Below are 21,651 nucleotides of genomic sequence, written 5' to 3'. Positions count from 1 at the left end.
ATTAAAAAAAAATGACTAGATTTTGTTCAATAAAAACTTGATGCATGCTTATTACTTAACAATATTGGTTAAAATTCTGAAAAAAAAAATAAAATCCTTTAATTATTAAAGTATTGTTTTAAGATTAAAGCTTCCTTTTTATAAAAGGTTAATTTTGATTTTTTATAGAATTACACGCATAAATTATAAAAAGTATGAATGGGCAATACCCAAAAAAAAATGTTTTAGGCCAGTTAGCGATAGTTTTACATGCTCATCTTCCTTATGTCAGAAAAAATGAAAAAAACTCGTTAGAAGAAGATTGGTTATTTCAGGCGATATTGGAATGTTATATACCACTACTTCAATCAATAGAATCTTCCAAAAATGAAAATCCTTTAAATACAAAACTTACTATTAGTTTGTCTCCAACATTATTATCACTTCTAGATAATAAACAAACTCAAGAAACTTTCCCAAGCTGGATTAAAACAAGGAATGATTTCTTAAATGAACTGCCACAAGAGGAAAAAAATGCCTCTGCATTTTTATTGAAAAATCTTAATGACAAATACTTATACTGGCAAAAATGTTCTGGAAATTTAATTGAGAAGTTTAGAGTTTTAAATGCCTCTGGAAATTTGGATATTCTTACTTGTGCGGCTACACACGGATATTTGCCAATTCTAAGGGAGAATCCTGAAACTGTTAAAGGACAAATTAACACAGCTATTAGGAGTCATGAACATATTTTTGGAACTAAGCCTTTAGGTATTTGGTTACCTGAATGTGCATATTATGAAAATTTAGATGAAAAACTATTTAATTCTGGAATTCGATATGCAATTTTAGACGGTCATGGGATTCTAAATTCCACACCAAGGCCTAGATATGGTGTATATGCTCCAATCTGCTCGAAAAAAGGAGTTGCATTCTTTGGAAGAGATAGTGAGTCAACCTTGCCCGTTTGGTCTGCTAAGGATGGATTCCCGGGTGACAAAGTTTATAGGGAATTTCATAAAGATTTGGGTTGGGAATTACCTATTACTGAGCTCCAAAAGAAGGGTATTTCAACTAAAAGACCTTTGGGTCTAAAGTTTCATAAGATTACGGATGAAAGAGTACCATTAGGTAAAAAGGAGTTTTACTTAGAAAATGAAGCCAAAAAGAAGGCTGCGGAACATGCTGATGCTTATCTTCTAGCAAGATCTAAACAGTTAGAAAAATTAACTTTATCCTCTTCCTTTAATCCCTTATTGGTAGCTCCATTTGATGCAGAGTTATTTGGGCATTGGTGGTATGAGGGGCCTTTATTTATTGAATATATTTTAAAGAACTCTCGTAAATATTCAATTAAGCTTACAAATTTAAAAGAATTTTTACTTCTAAAGCCAAATCTTCAGATTTGTGATCCATCGCCATCTAGCTGGGGGCAAGGTGGTTACCATAATTACTGGATTAATGATTCAAATGCTTGGATCGTTCCAGAAATTACAAAAGCAGGCTCAACTTTTATTGATTTATGCTCGAAAAATTTTAATAATGACTTATCTTCAAGACTTTTCAAGCAGGCAGCAAGAGAACTACTTCTCTCTGAGTCCTCAGATTGGAGTTTTATCCTAAGAGCTGGAACTACAACTGAGCTTGCAAAAGAGAGAATAGAAAGACATTTGTTAAGGTTCTGGAAACTAGTTGAAATGATTAAAAATCATTCCAATATTAATTTAGAATTTCTTGAAGATATTGAGGAAGAAGATAATGTTTTTCCTAATATTAATATTGATGATTGGCGAAATTAAGATACTAATTTAACTTAAGCATTCCTAATTTTACTTTTAGAGGAGAATTTATAAACATCTTACTCATCACGTAAATTAGTTTTGGAAGTGGAAGTGTATTAGTAAGAAAACCTACCCATTCTTTTGTCGATAATTTAAAGAAATTTGAGAAAAAGCTTCTTAATCTACTTTCGTCAAAACTCATTAATCTTCTTAGGCCATATTGGTATAGCTTATGCCTTTGTGTTAACTCATAAGGCCATAGGATATCCCAACCTTTTGTTGCTAGCTCAAGAGAACTTAGATGAGGTTCTTTCAAAAAGATTGCTAATTTTTCTGCAAGGAGTGGAGCTCTTCTTAATAAAGATCCGATCATGTATCCTGATGCAGGATGAACCATACTTGCGGCCCCTCCAAAACCAAGAACAAATTGTTTTTTAAATGGGAGGGGTAAATTCATTGGGAAAAGGCAATTCTCTTCATGAAAAATTTCATTCACCTTAATCCCCTTACCATTCAGTCTTTTAAAAAGTCTTTTTTTAAGATTCTCTTGTGATAATGCTGGATAACTAGCTAATGAAGTTTCTTCAACAAAAAAAGTTTCATCTCCTAGATCCATAGCGTAAAGAAAAGAAGGAGAGTATAACTTTTCTTCATTGTTTAAATGATTTGGACGGAAATCCATTAATACAAACTGTTCCTTATTAACAGGGGGTGAAGAGAATTTCCCCACAATTCCATAGGCAGCTTGTTGAGCGATTTCATTTTGAGCTGGTCTTTTTACAAAATTACTTTTATGTCCACTTGCATCAATAACTAACCTTGCTTTTATTTTTAGACCTGAAAAACATATTACTTCAGAGATTTTGTTTTTCTCTGAAATATGTTTAGCTGTTTCATTCAACCATTCAATACCTTTGCATTTTTTTAAAAGTTCATTTTGAAAGGCTTCTTGATTTATTAAACCATAATCATAGTTATGTTTTGTTGGAATGTTTCCTTTTTTATTTTCCCCATTCCCAAAAAAACTTACTGTTTTACACCATCGGTGTGATAACAAGGACTCTAACCCTAATTCCTCTAATTCAGATGCCCATATGCCATATGTGTTTTCCCATTTTTCATTTGGAGATTTTGTTGATATGCCCTTTATGTTTAGATCTTGCTTTGCTAATTCAGAAGCTAAACATAATGCTGCAGGTCCGGAACCTAAAATTAAAATATCAAGTATTTCCATATTATTTAATTCACCATTAGCCTTTTAATTTTCTTCCCCTGAGTTAAGTTGGTCTGGGTCCTCTATTTGTTCACGAGGAACTAATACCACTTCTGATAAATGATCACCTTCATCCAATCTTTGTAATTTCACTCCAGTAGCGGCTCTAGACTGTTGAGATATTTTATCTGCGTTTGTTCTAACAATTACACCTTTTTCTGTGACAAAAAGTAATTCTTCTCCTTCACCAAGGACCTTCAAACAAACTAGTACATCATCTTTAATTCTGAATTTTATAGCTCTCAAACCCATCCCAGCTCTTTTTTGTAATCTAAACTGAGTTACAGGTACTCTCTTCCCTAGTCCAAATGCACTAGCTATTAATACCCAGGGACCTTCTGAAGAGTTAACCTCAGGATTTTCATCAATTTCTTTGTTGAGGTCTTCAATTTTAGCTAATTGATCAACTAAATCAGATGTTAAAACATCCATAGAAACTAGATTGTCTCCCTCTCTTAGGTTCATTGATTTAACCCCTCTTGCTGTCCTGCCAAGTGGTCTTAATTCATTGATATCTAATCTGAAATGGATCGCCATTCCTGTTCTAGATCCAATTAAAACACTATCTCCTTCTTTTGATAATCTAACCCATGTTAGGGCGTCTCCATCCTCAAGATTAATTGCTATTAGTCCATTTGAGCGAATTTTGGAGAAAGCAGAAAGAGCAGTTCTTTTTATAAAGCCAGCCTTTGTTAGCATTAATAGATAACAATCGTTATTAAAAGAATCTACAGCTAATAGTGAAGTTATTTTTTCTTCTCTTGGTATTGGGAGAAGTTGAACGGATGGGGTACCTTTTGCAGTTCTACTACTCATAGGAACTCGATATGCTGGTAGAGCATAAGCTACTCCTCTATCACTGAAAAGTAATAAAGTATCATGATCATTACAGCTTATAAATAATTTAACGTCATCATCTCCTTGAGTCTTTGTTCCAGCTTTACCCCTAGACCCACGACTGGTAGATTCAAACTCATTAACAGGCATCCTTTTTAAATAACCTGCTTCGGTTAATAGAACTACTGATCTGTCATTTGCTATTAGATCAATATCATCTAGTCCTCCACCAATGTCTAATATTTCTGTTTTTCTAGGCGAAGAGAATCTTTCATCAATTTTATTAAGTTCTTCAAGAATAATTTCAAGAATTCTTTCTTTACTATTTAATATTTGCTTATATTGGTTAATTTTTTGAGTTAATTCTTCATGTTCTGCTTTGATTTTATCTGCCTCAAGAGCTGTTAATCTTCTTAACTGCATTTGTAAGATTGCGTCTGCCTGTGTGGAAGATAATTCATGATCAGTTTTTAATCTTTCTCGAGCTGAAGTTGTGTCTTTTGCTGATCTTATTAGATTAATAATTTCATCCATAGCACCTAAGGCTAATAAAAGACCCTTTACGATGTGATCTCTTTCTTCTGCCTTTTTTAATAAAAATCCTGTTCTTCGCTTTATGGTCTCTACTCTAAAATCTAGAAATACATCTAACATTTTTCTAAGAGAAAGAGTTGTGGGCTCTCCTTTAACCAAGGCTAGAATATTCGCACTAAAGTTATTTTGTAGCGGTGTTAATTTAAATAAATTATTTAAAATTACTTGTGGATAGGCATCTCTTTTTAACTCGATAACAATCCTCATCCCATCTCGATCACTTTCATCTCTAATATCAGAAATACCTTCTAATTTTTTTTCATTAACCATATCTGCAATTCTCTCTATCAAGGCCGCTTTATTAGTTTGAAAAGGGAGTTCTGTAATTATCACAGCATCTTTTTCTGATCTGCCAGCTGATTTAATTTGCTCAATATTTGCTACACCTCTCATGGTTATCGAACCTCTTCCCGTTTTAAAAGTTTCTCTAATTCCATCTCTTCCTAAGATTTGACCGCCCGTGGGAAAATCAGGACCCTTAATTACTTCAAAAAGTTCTCTATCTTCAATCGATGGATTTCTGATTATTGTTTTGAGACCATTTATTAATTCTCCTAAGTTATGGGGTGGAATATTAGTTGCCATTCCTACTGCTATACCAGATGATCCATTTAAAAGTAGTTGAGGGATTCTTGCGGGTAAAACTGTTGGTTCTTGTTGAGAACCGTCAAAGTTATCAGCGAAATCTACAGTTTCAGATTCAATATCCTCTAATAAACTTTCATCAGTAAGAGACTGTAGACGAGATTCTGTATATCTCATTGCTGCGGGAGGATCGTTATCTACAGAACCAAAGTTTCCATGACCATCGATTAGTGGCATCCTCATAGAAAAATCCTGAGCCATCCTTACCAAAGCATCATAGACTGCAGTGTCACCGTGGGGATGGTATTTACCAAGTACTTCTCCTACAACCCTTGCACATTTTCTGTATGGCCTACCACTAGTTAAACCAAGTTCATACATTGCATAAAGAATTCTTCTATGAACAGGCTTTAATCCATCCCTCGCATCTGGAAGAGCACGACCAACTATAACGCTCATTGCATACTCGAGATAAGAGCGAGACATCTCATTTCTTAAGTCGGTCTGAATAATTCGATCGTTATCTTCGCTTAATCCAGAGTTCCCGGGATCTACAATATCAGACATACATAAAAGCTTTATTTAATAATAATCGCTGATTGTCATAATGAATAAAAAAAAAGATATAATTAATACCCAAATACTGACATTTACACACAAATTCAGAAAAAAACCTGATGTTTTTGAATAAACCTTGGCTTATTACCCCTTTAGTTGTTAATTTAATCAAAATAAATAAAAAATTCGTGAATATTGAACTTGGTTTGAACAAAAAAGTCAGAAGGGCATATGGCATTGACGAAATAGCTTTAGTCCCTGGCAAAAGAACACTTGATTACGATTTGACTGATCCTTCCTGGTTGATAGGTAATTTAAAGAGAGAAGTTCCTATTGTAGCTAGTGCTATGGACAGCGTTGTGGATGTTAATACGGCTGTAGAACTTACCAAATTAGGTGCCCTAGGGGTTATTAATATGGAGGGGATACAAACACGATATATAAATCCTGATAAAATATTAAGTAAAATTGCATCAGTTGGAAAAAATGATTTTGTTCCATTAATGCAGAAGATATATAGTGAACCCGTTAAGGAGGAATTGATTTTACAGAGAATAAATGAGGTTAAAGAAAGAGGAGGCATTGCTGCGTTTAGTGGAACGCCTCAAGCTGCCATTAAATTTCAAGAAACACTTAATAATTCCAAAATAGATTTATTTTTCCTCCAAGGAACAGTTGTTTCAACTGAGCATATCGGTATGGAAGGTAAGGAAACCTTAAATATTAAAGATCTCTGTCAATCTATGAAAGTCCCTGTTGTCGCTGGCAATTGTGTTACTTACGAAGTTGCTAAACTTCTTATGCAGGCTGGGGTCGCAGGGTTGATGGTTGGTATAGGCCCTGGAGCAGCGTGTACTTCAAGAGGGGTGCTGGGAATTGGAATCCCTCAGGCAACCGCAATTGCTGATTGTAGTTCGGCGAGAGATGATTATTTTAAAGAAAGTGGTCATTATATTCCCATTATCGGAGATGGAGGAATTGTGACTGGTGGAGATATTTGTAAATGTTTAGCATGTGGCGCAGATGCAGTAATGATTGGTTCTCCAATAGCTAAATCCTCAAATGCTCCAGGTAAAGGATTTCACTGGGGTATGGCTACTCCAAGTCCTATATTGCCAAGGGGAACTAGAATTGAAGTCGGCTCTACAGGATCTTTAGAAAGGATAATTAAAGGCCCTGCCTTACTTGATGATGGGACACATAATTTATTAGGAGCTATTAGAACATCAATGAGTACTCTTGGGGCTAAAAACATCCAAGAAATGCAAGAGGTTGAAATAGTTATTGCACCATCCCTTCTTACAGAGGGTAAGGTTTATCAAAAAGCACAGCAGCTTGGGATGGGTAAGTAATTTATTTTAGATAAAATTTATAAAACCTTTGTGAATTAACTATTAAACTGAAAAATTTCGTATTAGGAGTTATTATTAAATGATGGGGGAAACCCCATACTCCTCACACACTAAATCGCCCGATTATATCGGGCTTTTTTAGATATTTTGTTACTTATATTATTTTATCTGTAATGAAATCATCACTTAAAAGAATTGCCTGCTAAATTTTCTTAAAGGAATACTTAAATTATGTCATCAGCTCCAGCCGTAACTGATTCTTCATTTGACAAGGATGTACTGCAAAGTGATCTACCAGTATTGGTTGATTTTTGGGCACCATGGTGTGGTCCTTGTAGGATGGTTGCACCAGTCGTAGAAGAAATCTCAAAAGACTTTGAAGGGAAAATTAAAGTTTTTAAATTAAATACAGATGAGAACCCAAATGTTGCCAGTCAATATGGAATTAGAAGTATCCCAACATTAATGATCTTTAAAGGTGGTCAAAAGGTTGATACTGTGGTTGGAGCTGTACCAAAAGCAACTCTTTCAAGCACCTTAACTAAGCATTTATAAAATAAAGAGCTTTGCATAAAATTGGACTTATAGACTATGGGATGGGTAACATTCATTCCGTAACAAAATCTCTAGAAAGTCTTGGAGAAGAAATACTACTAATTAAAAACTTTAAGGAATCAAAGGCTTGTAAGGCGATAATTCTTCCTGGGGTTGGATCTTTTGATCCTGCGATGATTAATCTTATAAATACGGATTTGATAACTGATTTGGAAAATTGGATAAATAGTGGAAAGTCTTTTTTAGGGATTTGTTTAGGTCTTCAACTCCTTTTTGAATCTAGTGATGAAGGGAAAGTTCAAGGACTAGGGATTTTAAAGGGGAAAATACAAAAAATTCCTAATATAGCTAACCAAAGAATCCCACACATGGGTTGGTGCAAACTTTTACCTACAAAACCAAATACTTTACTAGAACTAGAGGAATTAAATAATTGGGTCTATTTTGTACATTCCTATCATGCTATTCCAGATGACTTAAGTCTTATTTCAGCTCAGGTTAATTATGGTACTGAAAAATTAACAGCTATGATTGAAAATGATAATTTGATGGCCTGTCAATTTCATCCAGAAAAATCTGGTAAAACTGGAGAAAAACTTTTAAGAAAATGGCTGAGTAATATTCAATAACTGATATTACTGATGAAGACAAACTTAAGATTAATAGGTGGTAAAAGACTTCAAAGTCCAAATAATACTTATACGAGACCTACAACTTTGAGAGTTAGAGAGGCTATATTTAATATATTGAACAATAGAGTTGAAAATAGTAACTGGTTAGATTTGTTCAGTGGCATAGGATCCATATCTTGTGAAGCATATAATCATGGAGCAAGAAAAATAATTGCAATAGAAAAAAACAAAAACAACTCAAAAATTTGCTTAAAAAACCTACTTTCGTTGCAGGATAAAGAGGACAGAAAAAATGATATTGAGGTTATTTGTAAAGACGTCTTGAACTGGACAAAACCAAATCACGAGAGAAACTTATCATCTAAAATTATGGATTTAAACAAATTAAAATTTGACTTTGTTTATCTAGACCCTCCATATAATCTGAATTATCATGAATTAGTTTTAAATCAAATTTTTAATTGTAATTTTTTAAAAAAAGATTCAATAGTTATTTGTGAACATTCTCCAAAACTTTGTATTAAAAAAAATACTTTATGGGAAACTATAGATGTCAGAGACTATGGACAATCAAGATTGACATTTTTAATCAATGTCCAAAATCCCTGAACCTCTTCTGTATTGATTCCATGCACTTACGAATAATCCAAGAAGAGTTATTGGAACTAACCCTAAAACAATTCCACATAGAAGAGGCTCGATCATTTTTTGCCTTTTTATAATTTCTTAATCACAATTGTTACATAGAGACTATTTTTTGTGTCAACATCTTCATCATCTGCAGCAGAAAAAGACTATAAAAGAGAACTATTGAAAATTTTTTTAATTATTTTTGCAGTTTTATTGGTATTTTTTTCAATATTTTTCTTTTATCATCGTGATAACAACAAATATATTATTGAAACTCTTGAGCTTAAAGGATCTGTTGAGGAAGGAGATGCTCTTTTTAAAATAAATTGTGTTGGATGTCATGGAATTACAGCAAGAGGATTAGTGGGGCCAGATTTACACTCAATAACTCAACGTTTAAATGATAAAGAGATAATAAAACAAGTTACTGGAGGCCTTACCCCCCCAATGCCAAGTTTTGAAATTGATCCTGTAAATATGTCCAATTTATTAAAATATCTTCATAGCCTTGAATGATTTTGAAGAAAAATTTTTCTAATTTAAAGGTAATATTAGTTGAACCAAATGGCCCTTTAAATGTTGGGAGCGTTGCTAGATTATGCTCAAACTTTGGAGTTGAAGAGTTAAGAATTGTTTCTCCAAAATGCGATATATTTTCTTTAGAAGCAAAAAAAATGGCCCTTAAAGGTCAAAAGTTTCTTGAACATTGTAAGATTTTTGATAATCTGGAAAAAGCAATTTTTGATTGTGATTTAGTTCTAGCATCTTGTGGAAGGATTGATATAAGTAAAGATTCATTTTTTGAATCTTCAGAAGATATATTTAATTGGACTAAATCTTTTAAAAAGATAAATAATTTAGCAATTATATTTGGCAGAGAAAATAGAGGTTTAACTAATAGTGAATTACTTTTGGCTAATAAGACTTTTAATATTCCTACTTCTCAAAATAATCCTTCTTTAAATCTTTCTCACGCAGTTTCAATAGTTTTGTATGAATTAAATAAGTCTTCAAAAAAAAATTTCAATAGGGAATTAGATGTTTTTAATCTTGCATCATCAAAACAAATACATGATTCATTTGTTGAGATAGAGGAAATGCTTCTGGGAGTTGGATATCTTTTAAAACATACCTCAAGGGCAAAAATAAGTAAATTTAAGAGTTACATCTTAAGAGCAAATACATCAATGCACGAAATAAATGTTTTAAGAGGAGTTGTCCATCAAATAAACTGGTTTTTGAATAATTCAAAAAAAAATTAGGATCTTATAAATTAAATTAGATTTTATTACTCTCTAGTTTAAATTTGATAGGGATATTTACTAAAAACATTTTCTGAAGTAGCATCTATTGATTATTTGATTATTTAAGAAAACTAAAACTGTGACAACAACAAAGAAAAGAAGAGTTTTTCCTTTTACAGCTGTAATTGGTCAGGAAGAAATGAAATTAGCACTCTTGTTAAATGTTATTGATCCAAGAATTGGAGGAGTCATGATAATGGGTGATAGAGGGACTGGAAAATCTACTACAATAAGAGCCTTAGCTGATTTGTTGCCAGCAATAGAAGTTGTTAAAGATGATCCATATAATAGTTCTCTAATTGATCCTGATTTGCAGAGTAAAGAAGTTTTGGAAAAAGTTGTTCAAGGAGAAAATCTAGAGAGTATTCAAAAACAAGTGCCTATGGTTGATTTACCTTTAGGGGCTACTGAAGACAGGCTTTGCGGAACTATTGATATTGAGAAGGCTTTGAGTGAAGGTATTAAGGCATTTGAACCTGGATTATTGGCAAAGGCTAATAGGGGTTTACTATATGTTGATGAAGTTAATTTGCTAGATGATCATTTAGTTGACGTACTGTTAGATTCGGCTGCTTCCGGATGGAATACAGTTGAAAGGGAGGGAGTCTCAGTTCGACATCCTGCAAGGTTTGTTCTTATTGGTTCAGGTAACCCAGAAGAAGGTGAATTAAGGCCTCAGCTATTGGACAGGTTTGGAATGAGTGTTGAGGTTAAGACAGTTAGAGATGCAGAATTAAGAGTTCAAGTAGTTGATCAAAGAACTTCTTTTGATGATAATCCTGATGAGTTTTCATTGAGTGTTGAAAAACAACAGGATGAACTTCAACAAAAGGTTATTAAAGCTCAAGAAATATTAAATTCTGTTCAGATGGACGATGATCTTAGATTGAATATTTCTGCAATCTGCGGAGAACTTGATGTTGATGGGTTACGTGGAGATATTGTTACAAATAGATCGGCAAGGGCAATTGCAGCCTTTGAGGGCAGAACTGAAGTGCAAGAAGATGACATAGCAAGGGTTATTTCTTGTTCTTTAAGACATAGGCTAAGAAAAGATCCTTTAGAACAAGTTGATTCAGGTGAAAGAGTTATTCAAGCTTTTTGTAAAGTATTTGATTTAGATGAAAAAGAAAATATTTCAAAATTCCAATTGTCTGCAGAAGCTTAATTACAGTGAGAATAATTGGGATTGACCCTGGATTAGCTAGAGTTGGTTATGGAATTATTGAAATAGAAAATGAAAAAAAGATATTACTAGATTGTGGAGTTATTGAGACAGGTAAAGATAAAAAAGAAGAAGATAGACTTTATGAGATTTTCAAAGATCTTAATGAATTGGTAAATCATTGGAATCCAAATGTAGCGGCGGTAGAAAAATTTTTCTTTTATAGATCAAGTACTACTATTAGTGTGGTGCAGGCTAGAGGAGTAATTATGATGGTATTGGCCTCTAAAAAAATCCCTGTTAGTGAATATTCTCCTGCTCAGATAAAGTTAACCATTGCTGGGTCTGGAAAAGCATCTAAGAAAGAAGTTCTTGATGCTGTTATGCATAACTTAGAACTTAACAAGCCTCCAAAGCCTGATGATTCAGCAGATGCATTGGCCATAGCACTCACAAAACTAAATGAAGAAGGATTCAACTGAAGATTCAATATGACTATCTTTGAAAAAAAGAAATTGGAGAGGGATACTTTCAGAAAACTTAGAGATGAGATTTCTCTTAATCAAAGAGTAAATGTAGAAAAGAACGTAAAATTATATGTTGATTCATTTATTGAGGAATATAAAAATATTGGTTACATAGCAATATATTGGCCTCTAAAAAATGAAGTAGATATTAGAAGTCTAAAGGAAAAAATTTCTTTAGCTTTGCCCAGATGTAAAGATAAAAAAGAGTTGTTATTTTATCCATGGGATGAAAAACCTCTTACAAAAGACTCTGAGGGGATACTAAGTCCAAATAACTCTTTCTCATTAAGTCATAAGCAGATAAGTATGATACTTGTTCCATGTCTTTCTGTAGATAAAAATTTAATAAGATTAGGTTATGGAGGAGGTTATTTTGATAAATTAAGGATAAATAAAAATTGGAGGACTGTACCATGCATTGGAGTTTTAACTTCTAATTGTGTAAGTACGATTCCATTAGCCAGAGCTGAGTGGGATATTCCCTTATCAGGCTTTATCACAGAAAAAGAAATATTTGTATAATAAGAGATCTACAAGTGGTTTATTAATAGTTTTATAAAAATGGAAAATCAAGAAAAATATAAAAATTTATCAAAATTAGTCGAAAAGTTGCAGAAATCAGAAGATCCAAAAAGAAAATATGAGTTCATTTTATGGTTAGGCAAAAAATTGAAAGCACCAGATAGCAAAGTCCTTGTTGAAGAAAATAAGGTTAAAGGATGCGTTTCAGAAGTTTTTGTTAAGGCAAATATTAAAGGCGGTAGACTATTTTGGGAAGGATATTCTGATGCCCTAATAACCAAGGGTTTATTGGCATTTCTAATTACTGGATTAAATGAATTAACCCCAAATGAGGTTGTTAAAATAAATAAGAAATTTATTGAAGATACTGGTTTAAAAGCAAGCTTAACCCCTTCAAGGTCAAATGGTTTTTTAAACATACTATTGAAAATGCAGTCTCAAGCAAATGAATTTTTGTAGGTCTAATAATATAAAATTAAATTCAAATCCAAAAGAAATAAAAAATGAGAAAATGCAAAATTGGTATTGTAGGTTTTGGAACTGTAGGTTCAGGGATTTTTAAAATATTAAGCTCTGAAATTGATTCACATCCAATTCTAAAAGAAATAGAAATTGCAAAAATAGCAGTTAAAGATCTAAGTAAAAAAAGAGATATTGAGCTAGAAAATAATTTATTAACTGATGATCCATTTGAATTAATTAATGACACCTCTATAGATGTAATTGTTGAAGTAATGGGTGGGGTTGATTTAGCAAAAGATATTATTCTGCAATCATTAAGATCAGGTAAATCTGTTGTTACAGCAAATAAAGCAGTTATCGCAAGATATGGAGAAGAAATATATAAGACTGCTGCTAAAGAAGGAGTTTATATATTGTCAGAGGCTGCAGTTTGCGGTGGGATTCCAATAATCGAACCCTTAAAAAGATCATTAAAAAGTAACAGCATAAAAAAAATGGTTGGGATAATAAATGGTACAACAAATTTTATTCTTTCAAAGATGACCAATGAAAAAGCTGATTATAAGGAGACCTTGAAATTGGCCCAAAGCCTTGGGTATGCAGAATTTGATCCAACGGCAGATGTTGAGGGACATGATGCTGCTGATAAGATTTCAATTCTTAGTGAACTCGCATTTGGAGGTAAAATCAAAAGAGACGAGATACATTCTGAGGGCATTAGTAAAATTAATCTCAAGGATATCGAATATGCCAATAAATTAGGTTTTGAAATAAAACTTTTGGCCCTCTCAGAAAGGCGACAAATTAATAGTAATGATTCTCTTGCTTTGAATATTTGGGTAGGCCCTTCCTTGATTCCAAAATCTCATCCATTAGCAACAGTCAAGGGAGTTAACAATGCCTTATTGATAGAGGCTGACCCTCTTGGAGAAATAATGTTGTATGGTCCAGGTGCAGGGAGTGGCCCAACTGCTGCATCAGTAGTATCAGATATATTAAATCTGCATGCCGCCTCAGTAAAAAACAATAATTCAATCGATCCATTATTATCCTTTGATTTCTGGAGAAACTGTCATATTATTGGATCTTCTCAAATAAATAAAAAAAATTATCTTAGAATTATTTGTCTTGATAGTCCAGGCGTAATAGGAAAGATTGGAGATATTTTTGGAAATAATAATGTATCAATCGAATCAATTGTTCAACTAGATGCAAGTGAGGACAAAGCTGAAATTGTTGTTATAACTCATAAGGTGAATAATGGAAATTTTGAGAAATCGAAAGATGAAATAAATTCTCTAAATGAAGTCAAAATTATTGCAAGTCAATTAAGTTGTATTTAAAAAAATAGTTTGCAAATTTCTTAATAGCTTGTTAAACCGAAGAAAGTAAGTTTTTTGTTTTAGCCCCTTAATGATTCATTCAAAACTATTACATAATAAAAATGATAATAATAATTTAACTTGTTCTGAAAACCTTTATAAGGGTGCTTGTGTGAAAATTAAAAATAGTAATAAGACTTTTCAAGTAATTGGTATAAATATAGGTAAAAAAATTTGTTGGGTGAGAGAGTGGCCTTTTGCCTGTAATTCTAAAAAAACATTTGCTTTAGAAATAAGTCAAATAACCTTACAAATTTTTTGCTCAAATGAATCCTCTGAATAATTTAATACTTTAGAAATATGAAAAAAAAAGTTCTTTTATCAATATTTATTTTTTTAATTTCTTTGCTAAACAATTCTTGCGGCTCAAAAAGAGTATCTAAAAAAATAACAGTAGCAAGTTCTGGAAAAATTGAATCTTTAGATCCAGCTAGAGCTAATACTCTTAAAGCAATTCAATTAATTAGTTCTCTGGGAGACACATTATATGAATTAAATTCTAACGGAGAATTAATCCCTGAATTGGCATCGGGGATGCCAATTATTTCAAAGGATAGACTTCAAATAATTATCAACTTAAGAAAAAATGTTTTTTTTCACGATGGAACTTCATTTAACTCAAATGCAATAAAGTTTACTTTTGATAGATTCAAAAGGATTGGAACGATGAATTATATTTTAGGAAATAAGATTAAATCAATAGAAACTCCAAGTGAATATTCAGTTAAAATAAATTTAAATAAACCATCAAGTTCTTTAAATGGTTTACTTACATCAGTAAATTTAACACCAATATCTCCCACCTTTTATAAAGAATATTCTAATAAGTTTTTAAATGAGAAATTTGTTGGTACGGGTAAGTATGTACTGAGCAGTTTTTCTAATGAAGTCCAATTAATTCATCCAAATTTGAATTATTGGGGTGAAAAGCCCTTAAATAAGGGTATTAATTTTGTAGGATATTCAAATTCATCTTCTCTTTTTGGGGCTTTAAAAAGCAAACAAATTGACGTACTCTTATCAAATTCAATTGATGATAGTCAAAGAAATAGTCTAAAGAATTTAAGTAAAAATAAAAAGTTTAAAGAAGGTAATAGTCCTTTTACCGAATTAAGTTTTATAAGCCTTAAAACTAGTTCTTACCCGTTAAGTAATCTTAATTTAAGAATAGCTTTAGCAAAAAGTCTTAATAGAAAATTAATTAGTGAAAAAGTAAGTTATGGGCTAAGGAAGCCATCTAGATCAATTATTCCTCCAATATTAAAAAAAGATAATCAAGGTATGTGGCCTAAATATGATTATTTAGAAGCGAGAAAGTTATTGCAAAAAGAAAATTATTGCAATGGAAACATACTTAAAATACCTCTTACTTATAGATCGAATGTACCTGCTGATAAACTTATTGCCTTGACATGGCAGGAAGAAATAAAAAATTATTTGAAAGATTGTATTGATATTCAACTCAACGGGGTTGAATCTACAACAATTTATAAGAATCTAAGTTTAGGAATTTATACAGCAGTTATTCTCGATTGGACTGGAGCTTATTCAGACCCAGAAGCCTATCTCAAACCACTTTTAAGTTGTAATGAAATAGTTGATGGAATATGTAAAAAAGGAGAATCATTCTACAGCGGTAGTTTTTGGGGATCAAATAAGGTTGAAAGTTTATTTCTTGAGAGTGAAAAAATAAGTGGAGATAAAAGACTAGATAAGCTTGTTGAAATTGAAAAAATAGCAGCAAATTCAATCCCTTATATTCCTATTTGGATATCTTCTCAAAAAGCATGGTCTCAAAATAAAATATCAAAACCTATTTTTAATGGTGCAGGAATAATTTCATTGAGTGATCTAAAAATTATTGATGAGTAGAAATTTAAATAAATTACTAAATTATTCTTTATTAAAGATTTCATTAATTCCAATAATGTTGTGGATAATTTCTTCATTAGTGTTTATTTTATTAAGAGTTGCTCCAGGTGATCCTGTTGATGCCATTCTTGGATCAGGAGCAGATGAGGTTTCAAGGGAATTTCTAAGAAATAAATTGGGGCTAAATGAATCTTTAATAAATCAATATTTTTCCTACATTAACGATGTATTACATTTAGATTTTGGCCAATCTCTTAGTACTCAAGAGCCAGTCCTAAATATAATTCTTAAGTCATTGCCTGCAAGTCTTGAACTTGGTTTCTTTTCAATATTGAGTGCCATGCTAATTGGATTTCTATTGGGATTTATTGGTTTAAGAAATAGAGGTAAAAAAACTGACTATATTGTTAGAATATTTGGAATGGCAACATATGCAATTCCTCCGTTTTGGGGAGCAATGTTAGTTCAATTATTATTTTCTGTATATTTTAATATTTCCCCAATTGGGGGTAGATTTCCAATCTTTCAGCAACAACCTCAAATTACAGGTTTTCTAGTTTTAGATAGTATTCTTTCAAATAATATTATTGCTTTAAAAGATAGCCTTTATCATCTCTCACTTCCCTCCATTACTCTTGGCTTTCTATTAAGTGGTATATTCAGCCGGTCATTAAGAGTAAATTTGGATAAGACATTAAAAAGTGATTATGTTAATGCTGCTATATGTAGAGGAATATCGAGAAAAAAAATTTTTTTAAACCATGCTTTGCCTAACGCTCTATTACCAATTGTCACTATTTCTGGTTTGACAATGGCTTCACTAGCAGGAGGTGCTCTTTTATTTGAAGTAACTTTTTCATGGCCAGGTATTGCTTTAAGATTACATGAAGCAATTTCTCAGAGAGACTATACCTTGGTTCAAGGTATTGTAATTTTTACTTCTATGCTTATAGTTTCTTTAAATCTCTTTGTAGATATTTTAATTGCCTATTTAGATCCAAGAATAGAGTACTAATTTTTAGAAACTTCTTTAATAGTTTCAAGATCCAAAAGATGGAAATCAAGTCCCAAATCTCTTTGATTTTTAACAACTGTAGGTATTTTTTTCTCCTTAATATTTTTTAAAAATTCAACTATAAATTTCGCAGATAAATCTTGCACTAATATTGGATCTGAACCAATAAAAGATTCACTTATTTTGAAGACGTCATTAGTCTCTTTATTACTATCATTAATTCTTATGGGTGAGAAATGACTTGCACCCTCAATAATTAGAAACCTATTTGATGGATTATTTAAAGCCGAAAAAACTATAAATTGTTCATTCATTAAGGGTGTAATCAGATCATATGTTCCTCCTATAAGGAGAGTTGGTGTTTTGATCCCAGAAATTTTTTCTGTTGGCCATAATAAACTGCCAAATGAATTAAAACCTATTATCGCACTGGCCTTATTAGTGTTATTTCTCTCATTGAATGGGATTTCGCTCAATTGACATTGAAGTAATTTTGATAAATTTGTCAGTGCAAAGTCATTTAATGCCGAATTACATATTTCCTCAAGTTTATAGGTTGGTTTATTGCTTTCATATAAAAGTGCTATTAAAGCACCAAGTGAATGTCCCATTAAGATATAAGAATTATTAGTTAAATCAAATTCCCCATTTTCATGAGCTTTTAATACAGCCTCTAAATCTTTAATTCTATATAAGAAAAAGTCTGCACTTCCTGGGATTGCTTCCTTACCGTTGATTACTTCTATGAAGGATTCTAAATTACTCCCTCTATGGTCTATGTATGCAATTGGCCATCCCCTTTTAGTCAATTCGTTGCCTATCCATTTGAAGTTATTAATTTCGCCTCCAAGTCCTGGCATGAAAATTATTAGTTCTTTATCATCATTTGTTTTATTGTTTTTCCATATTTCAATTTCAAAAGGTTTTACTCTGTGAGGAGCATAAATTTTTTTATCAATCTTTATTAGATCTTGAGTTGATTTTTTTTCAATATTTTTAAAGGCATTTTGGTTCGTTCTTTCAAGATTATTTAATTTGGATATGAGATCTTTTTGCATTGATAATTCATTTTTCCAAGATGAAATTATTAAAATTAAATTATCAATATCCAGTGAAATTTCTTCTGAAGGTAATCCCTTTATGATTTCTATAGTTGAAACTTCTTTTTTTTCATCTAATAACTTTTCTATAGTGTTATAAATTTCTATTCCATTATTGTCATTTGAAACTGTAATAGTTTTGCTTAATTCTGAGAGGATTCTACGCCCTATCCAACTTCTTAATACTTCTCTATTTAATCCTTCTTCCTTGAAAATTGGAAATTCTAAAAATTTTGATAATTCAAAAACTCTTTTAAACCCATTTTTTTTTAACCAATCTATTAATTCTGTTGAATCATCTTTGTATTTTTCTAATTTTGATAATTGTTCTATAGTAAGAGGGATATTCATTTCTTCAAACTTAATATTTATTTTTTCTGCAGCCTTTGAACCATTATTAAAAAATAAACCACAAAAACCTAAAAAAATTACAAAAAAGTGTTTCACTTGTGATCAGTCCAAACAGTTTTCAAATTAGCAAAAATTGGTGGATTCAATTTCCATATCATTTGAGGTTAATAACCAAGATAAGATTTTATGCTGCATTTGGTGCCGGAGGTGTAATTTATTTAACATCAATCATTTTTAATAACATTGGCTTTTCGGCAACAGATATTGGCTTGGGGTTTACTATATCAGCAATAATAGGAACCATAACAAGACTCTTCACAGGTAATTATCTAAATAAAACAGGGGAAATACAATCTCCATTAATAGCTTCATCAATATTAAGTATTGCAGCTAGCTTATTCCTCATTTTTTCAAGAGATACTTTTTTTTACATAATTGGACAATCATTAGTTGGGGCAGCTGCAGGAATATATTGGCCTGCTGCGGAATTCGGAGTGCCTTATTTTTGCCAATCGATCGACACACGAAAAGCTTATGCTCTTGTTAGAAGTTCGGAGGCTTTAGGAATATTCTTAGGGGTATTCTTGGGTGGTTTTATGACGAATTTTTTGTACTCCAAGTCAATTTTTATTAATGATATATTTTGTATGTTAGTTATTACATATTTAATATCAAGAAATAGTTATTCCATAAAAAGAAACCTAGAAAATTTCCAAAAAAAATTGGAAGATCCAACAAATCAGGGACAATTGAAATGGAACAAAAATTCCTTAATAATAATTATATCTATCTTATTGATAACTACGTTTTTAGCTTTGATTCAAGTAACTTTGCCTTTGGATCTTGTTAAAGGTGGAGTATATCGCAATGCGTTAAGTAAAGAAATTACTAGTCTTATAATTTCTATTCAATTAATTTTATTATTGTTTTTACAATGGCCTGTAGGTGCTTGGATATCAAAGAAAGGAAGATTATTTGGCTTGAAATTTAGTTTGATAAACTTCTCTTTTGCTTCGTTTTTATTATTTATTTCTAGTTATTTAAATATCCCAGCTTTTTATTTGATTTCTTTTTCTTTGATATTAGTAAGTTTAGGGACTGCTTCATTTCTACCAACATCCACAGATGTTGTTTTCAGGATAGCCCCTTCAAACAAAAAAGGTTTTGCGCTTGCTCTATTGTCACAGTGTTTCGCTATGGGTTATTTTTTTGGACCATTTATTTCGGGAAGAATATTAGATCTATTTGGTTATGCTTCAATAATCTGGTTTTCTATCTCATGTTTTTGCTTTATTTTATTTGCAATTCTTTTTAGAAGATTATTTTAATTAATCTTTTCTAATTCCATAATTCTTCTCTCTCTTAGAAATAAGAATAAAGGGGCAGAGAATGCAAATGCAATAAGAAAAGTTCCAATATAAACAATCCACATATTCTTAATATTTAATTTTTTTGATTCATTTACTATCCATATGAAAATAGCGCTTGCACCTACTAATAAGTCTCTAGATATTGACTGAGCTGCAGGGTTGGCATTAGCTAAGGAAATGAAGTTATTAATATCAAAACTATTGCCATATTCCCTAGCAAATTCGAAATTTGCCATCATAGGAAGGACAGCGCCTAAAATAGATAGAAAAAGGTAAAGATAAGAAAGTATCTGTTTATTTTCTTTTAAAATGTTAAATGAATTCATTAGTGAAAAATATTTCATTTAATAATAGTATTTAAAAGCTTATGGCGTTTGAAAAGAATGATAAATTTGCAGACTATAAATTTAAAAAAGGAAATTTAAATTTTGCTGTAGTTGGTCACGTTGAGTGGATGAATTTCTTAAAGGTCGATCAATTACCAAAACCGGGAGTTATTTCTCATTCTGAAAAGTCCCTCGAAAATCCAGCTGGTGCAGGCTCTGTTATCGCAAAAAGACTTTCTGAACTAACTTTAAACCAAATTCATTTTTTTACTGCATTAGGTAATGATGAATATGGAGATAGATGCTTCAAAATTCTCTCAAATATGGGAATTAAGTTACATGTGGCATGGCGTGATAAACCTACTAGAAGAGGGTTTAGTATGGTTGATTATCGAGAGGATAGAGCAATAACAGTTATTGGAGAAAGGTTAGCTCCAAATTATAAAGACAACTTAGACTGGAGCATTTTAAAAAAAATGGACGGAATTTTTATTACTGCATCTGATTCAGAGATTTTTAAAATAGCTAGATCAGCTTCAATACTGTGTACAACACCAAGGGTGGGATTGAATACAATTAATAAATCAAATGTCCTTTTAGATGGATTAATATGCAGTAATCTTGATCCAGGGGAATTTTTTTCTTTTTCCGAATTATCTGTAATGCCTAAATATACTATTAAAACCGAAGGAGAGAAGGGAGGCATAATATTTCCAGGAGGAAGATATAAGGCTCTTAAAAATAAAAAATTAAAGGTTGATTCTTATGGATGTGGCGATTCTTTCGCTGCGGGCATTCTTTATGGAATGGCATCTAAATGGGATATAGATAAAAGTTTAAATCTTGCTAAAGTAATGGGAAGAGACGCTAGTGAATTTTTAGGCCCATATGCAAATAATGATAAAAAATAATTGAATTAATACTTTCATGAGTAACTTAGATAAAAAAAATAAAAATATTCTTGTAGAAAACCTTATTTTTTTCTTTTTAGTTACTGTTTTTTTGGTTTTTAAATCTTTGCAAACTTTATTTAGAATTTTTACTTATGGAATCTTAAAAAAAGAAATATTAACTACTAAAAGTAACTTAGGCGTAGATATAAAAATAAAAATTCAATAGGTAATGAAAATATTTTCAGTGTTTTTAATTTTTGGAATTATCTTTTTAGCTTACAAAAAATTTAATTCTAAAAAACCTAAGAATTTTAAATTAAACAAATTTAAAAATAAACTGCAGAGCACTCAAACAAATATTGAAAGAATTTTTTTAAGAGAGGAAGAAAAAACTTTTTCAAACCCTAATATAAATATCTATATTGGAATCTATGATGACGAAGATAATATAAAAAGAAAATCTAATATACACAGAGCAAGACTTTCAAAATTTAAGAAATCCAAATTAAATGATGAAATGATATTTCAAGATGATGAACAAAGAATTTATAAATTTAACAAAGGAAATAAAGTTTACTTATAATTT

Annotated in this window: 23 protein-coding genes; 18 read left to right on the top strand and 5 right to left on the bottom strand. The window is 31.4% G+C overall.

Translation table 11 applies throughout. From position 1 onward, the window contains the following. Positions 1 to 194: 194 nt before the first annotated feature. Entirely contained in the window at positions 195 to 1,778 is a 1,584-nt protein-coding gene (locus EU96_RS08590; RefSeq protein WP_032525699.1) for a glycoside hydrolase family 57 protein, read from the top strand. Positions 1,779 to 1,782: 4 nt separating this feature from the next. Here the strand turns inward: EU96_RS08590 and crtL are convergent, their stop codons facing one another. Together crtL and gyrA are read right to left on the bottom strand one after the other, a co-directional pair. Further along, entirely contained in the window at positions 1,783 to 2,994 is a 1,212-nt protein-coding gene (gene crtL, locus EU96_RS08595; RefSeq protein WP_032525698.1) for a lycopene beta cyclase, read from the bottom strand. Positions 2,995 to 3,018: 24 nt separating this feature from the next. Beyond that, positions 3,019 to 5,616, bottom strand: coding sequence for a DNA gyrase subunit A (gene gyrA / locus EU96_RS08600; protein WP_032525697.1), 2,598 nt, complete (start codon positions 5,614 to 5,616; stop codon positions 3,019 to 3,021). A 179-nt stretch (positions 5,617 to 5,795) separates the two neighbouring features. On the opposite strand from gyrA, the gene EU96_RS08605 reads away from it, so the two are divergent. The 4 genes from EU96_RS08605 (at position 5,796) to rsmD (ending at position 8,755) form a co-directional block, all read left to right on the top strand. Then, positions 5,796 to 6,959 (top strand): GuaB3 family IMP dehydrogenase-related protein, encoded by a 1,164-nt coding sequence (locus EU96_RS08605; RefSeq protein WP_032525712.1) that lies wholly within the window; start codon positions 5,796 to 5,798, stop codon positions 6,957 to 6,959. Between the two features lie 231 nt (positions 6,960 to 7,190). Continuing rightward, positions 7,191 to 7,514, top strand: coding sequence for a thioredoxin (gene trxA, locus EU96_RS08610; RefSeq protein WP_011376622.1), 324 nt, complete (start codon positions 7,191 to 7,193; stop codon positions 7,512 to 7,514). Between the two features lie 11 nt (positions 7,515 to 7,525). After that, positions 7,526 to 8,143: an imidazole glycerol phosphate synthase subunit HisH gene (gene hisH, locus EU96_RS08615; protein WP_032525696.1), complete on the top strand. Its 618-nt coding sequence runs from the start codon at positions 7,526 to 7,528 to the stop codon at positions 8,141 to 8,143. Between the two features lie 12 nt (positions 8,144 to 8,155). Continuing rightward, positions 8,156 to 8,755: a 16S rRNA (guanine(966)-N(2))-methyltransferase RsmD gene (gene rsmD, locus EU96_RS08620; protein ID WP_032525695.1), complete on the top strand. Its 600-nt coding sequence runs from the start codon at positions 8,156 to 8,158 to the stop codon at positions 8,753 to 8,755. Here rsmD and petG read toward each other — a convergent pair. Next, entirely contained in the window at positions 8,732 to 8,851 is a 120-nt protein-coding gene (gene petG / locus EU96_RS08625) for a cytochrome b6-f complex subunit V (protein ID WP_025926645.1), read from the bottom strand. The genes rsmD and petG overlap by 24 nt on opposite strands. A gap of 54 nt (positions 8,852 to 8,905) precedes the next feature. Between petG and EU96_RS08630 the strand changes: the two genes are divergently transcribed. From EU96_RS08630 to EU96_RS08670, 10 genes are all read left to right on the top strand, one after another. Continuing rightward, positions 8,906 to 9,292, top strand: coding sequence for a c-type cytochrome (locus EU96_RS08630; protein ID WP_032525694.1), 387 nt, complete (start codon positions 8,906 to 8,908; stop codon positions 9,290 to 9,292). Beyond that, on the top strand, positions 9,289 to 10,038 hold the full coding sequence (locus EU96_RS08635; protein ID WP_032525693.1) for an RNA methyltransferase: 750 nt from the start codon (positions 9,289 to 9,291) through the stop codon (positions 10,036 to 10,038). The genes EU96_RS08630 and EU96_RS08635 overlap by 4 nt, the downstream gene beginning before the upstream one ends. Before the next feature lie 121 nt (positions 10,039 to 10,159). Further along, positions 10,160 to 11,248 (top strand): magnesium chelatase ATPase subunit I, encoded by a 1,089-nt coding sequence (bchI, locus tag EU96_RS08640; protein ID WP_032525692.1) that lies wholly within the window; start codon positions 10,160 to 10,162, stop codon positions 11,246 to 11,248. 5 nt (positions 11,249 to 11,253) lie between these two features. After that, a complete protein-coding gene (gene ruvC, locus EU96_RS08645; protein ID WP_032525691.1) occupies positions 11,254 to 11,727 on the top strand; it encodes a crossover junction endodeoxyribonuclease RuvC in 474 nt (157 codons plus the stop codon). A 9-nt stretch (positions 11,728 to 11,736) separates the two neighbouring features. Beyond that, positions 11,737 to 12,294 carry a 5-formyltetrahydrofolate cyclo-ligase gene (locus EU96_RS08650; RefSeq protein WP_032525690.1) on the top strand — a complete coding sequence of 186 codons (558 nt, stop codon included), beginning with the start codon at positions 11,737 to 11,739 and terminating at the stop codon, positions 12,292 to 12,294. 39 nt (positions 12,295 to 12,333) lie between these two features. Then, positions 12,334 to 12,753 (top strand): SufE family protein, encoded by a 420-nt coding sequence (locus EU96_RS08655; RefSeq protein WP_032525689.1) that lies wholly within the window; start codon positions 12,334 to 12,336, stop codon positions 12,751 to 12,753. A gap of 44 nt (positions 12,754 to 12,797) precedes the next feature. Beyond that, positions 12,798 to 14,099 (top strand): homoserine dehydrogenase, encoded by a 1,302-nt coding sequence (locus tag EU96_RS08660; protein ID WP_032525688.1) that lies wholly within the window; start codon positions 12,798 to 12,800, stop codon positions 14,097 to 14,099. Positions 14,100 to 14,169: 70 nt separating this feature from the next. Then, complete coding sequence (locus EU96_RS0108905; RefSeq protein ID WP_032525687.1) at positions 14,170 to 14,421, top strand: hypothetical protein; 252 nt, start codon at positions 14,170 to 14,172, stop codon at positions 14,419 to 14,421. A 17-nt stretch (positions 14,422 to 14,438) separates the two neighbouring features. Then, positions 14,439 to 16,010: an ABC transporter substrate-binding protein gene (locus tag EU96_RS08665; protein WP_032525686.1), complete on the top strand. Its 1,572-nt coding sequence runs from the start codon at positions 14,439 to 14,441 to the stop codon at positions 16,008 to 16,010. Further along, positions 16,003 to 17,025 carry an ABC transporter permease gene (locus tag EU96_RS08670; protein ID WP_032525685.1) on the top strand — a complete coding sequence of 341 codons (1,023 nt, stop codon included), beginning with the start codon at positions 16,003 to 16,005 and terminating at the stop codon, positions 17,023 to 17,025. The genes EU96_RS08665 and EU96_RS08670 overlap by 8 nt, the downstream gene beginning before the upstream one ends. Here the strand turns inward: EU96_RS08670 and EU96_RS08675 are convergent. Continuing rightward, entirely contained in the window at positions 17,022 to 18,572 is a 1,551-nt protein-coding gene (locus tag EU96_RS08675; RefSeq protein WP_032525684.1) for an alpha/beta hydrolase, read from the bottom strand. The two genes, EU96_RS08670 and EU96_RS08675, sit on opposite strands and share 4 nt — an antisense overlap. 2 nt (positions 18,573 to 18,574) lie before the next feature. On the opposite strand from EU96_RS08675, the gene EU96_RS08680 reads away from it, so the two are divergent. Next, entirely contained in the window at positions 18,575 to 19,804 is a 1,230-nt protein-coding gene (locus EU96_RS08680; protein WP_032525683.1) for an MFS transporter, read from the top strand. Here EU96_RS08680 and EU96_RS08685 read toward each other — a convergent pair. After that, the gene (locus EU96_RS08685) at positions 19,801 to 20,172 is read right to left on the bottom strand and encodes a DUF2834 domain-containing protein (protein ID WP_032525711.1); all 372 of its coding nucleotides are present in this window, start codon (positions 20,170 to 20,172) and stop codon (positions 19,801 to 19,803) included. The two genes, EU96_RS08680 and EU96_RS08685, sit on opposite strands and share 4 nt — an antisense overlap. A gap of 41 nt (positions 20,173 to 20,213) precedes the next feature. Here EU96_RS08685 and EU96_RS08690 point away from each other — a divergent pair, with 41 nt between their 5' ends. Both EU96_RS08690 and EU96_RS08700 read left to right on the top strand, forming a co-directional pair. Further along, positions 20,214 to 21,083, top strand: a complete 870-nt coding sequence (locus EU96_RS08690; RefSeq protein WP_032525682.1) for a carbohydrate kinase family protein — start codon at positions 20,214 to 20,216, stop codon at positions 21,081 to 21,083. 211 nt (positions 21,084 to 21,294) lie between these two features. After that, a complete protein-coding gene (locus tag EU96_RS08700) occupies positions 21,295 to 21,648 on the top strand; it encodes a hypothetical protein (RefSeq protein WP_032525680.1) in 354 nt (117 codons plus the stop codon). Positions 21,649 to 21,651: the final 3 nt, after the last annotated feature.

Origin of the sequence: Prochlorococcus marinus str. MIT 9302 (assembly GCF_000759975.1) — a bacterium.
GTDB classification, from domain to species: Bacteria; Cyanobacteriota; Cyanobacteriia; order PCC-6307; family Cyanobiaceae; genus Prochlorococcus_A; species Prochlorococcus_A marinus_M.
The sequence above is the reverse complement of the archived record's forward strand: the minus strand, read 5'-3'. Positions and strand labels throughout refer to the sequence as shown.

Bases quoted from the DNA above. Each gene is read 5' to 3' on its own strand.
- EU96_RS08590 (WP_032525699.1), top strand. From the start codon at position 195: ATGAATGGGCAATACCCAAAAAAAAATGTTTTAGGCCAGTTAGCGATA.
- crtL (WP_032525698.1), bottom strand. From the start codon at position 2,994: ATGGAAATACTTGATATTTTAATTTTAGGTTCCGGACCTGCAGCATTA.
- gyrA (WP_032525697.1), bottom strand. From the start codon at position 5,616: ATGTCTGATATTGTAGATCCCGGGAACTCTGGATTAAGCGAAGATAAC.
- trxA (WP_011376622.1), top strand. From the start codon at position 7,191: ATGTCATCAGCTCCAGCCGTAACTGATTCTTCATTTGACAAGGATGTA.
- rsmD (WP_032525695.1), top strand. From the start codon at position 8,156: ATGAAGACAAACTTAAGATTAATAGGTGGTAAAAGACTTCAAAGTCCA.
- petG (WP_025926645.1), bottom strand. From the start codon at position 8,851: ATGATCGAGCCTCTTCTATGTGGAATTGTTTTAGGGTTAGTTCCAATA.
- EU96_RS08635 (WP_032525693.1), top strand. From the start codon at position 9,289: ATGATTTTGAAGAAAAATTTTTCTAATTTAAAGGTAATATTAGTTGAA.
- EU96_RS08650 (WP_032525690.1), top strand. From the start codon at position 11,737: ATGACTATCTTTGAAAAAAAGAAATTGGAGAGGGATACTTTCAGAAAA.
- EU96_RS08655 (WP_032525689.1), top strand. From the start codon at position 12,334: ATGGAAAATCAAGAAAAATATAAAAATTTATCAAAATTAGTCGAAAAG.
- EU96_RS08660 (WP_032525688.1), top strand. From the start codon at position 12,798: ATGAGAAAATGCAAAATTGGTATTGTAGGTTTTGGAACTGTAGGTTCA.
- EU96_RS0108905 (WP_032525687.1), top strand. From the start codon at position 14,170: ATGATTCATTCAAAACTATTACATAATAAAAATGATAATAATAATTTA.
- EU96_RS08665 (WP_032525686.1), top strand. From the start codon at position 14,439: ATGAAAAAAAAAGTTCTTTTATCAATATTTATTTTTTTAATTTCTTTG.
- EU96_RS08670 (WP_032525685.1), top strand. From the start codon at position 16,003: ATGAGTAGAAATTTAAATAAATTACTAAATTATTCTTTATTAAAGATT.
- EU96_RS08685 (WP_032525711.1), bottom strand. From the start codon at position 20,172: ATGAATTCATTTAACATTTTAAAAGAAAATAAACAGATACTTTCTTAT.
- EU96_RS08690 (WP_032525682.1), top strand. From the start codon at position 20,214: ATGGCGTTTGAAAAGAATGATAAATTTGCAGACTATAAATTTAAAAAA.
- EU96_RS08700 (WP_032525680.1), top strand. From the start codon at position 21,295: ATGAAAATATTTTCAGTGTTTTTAATTTTTGGAATTATCTTTTTAGCT.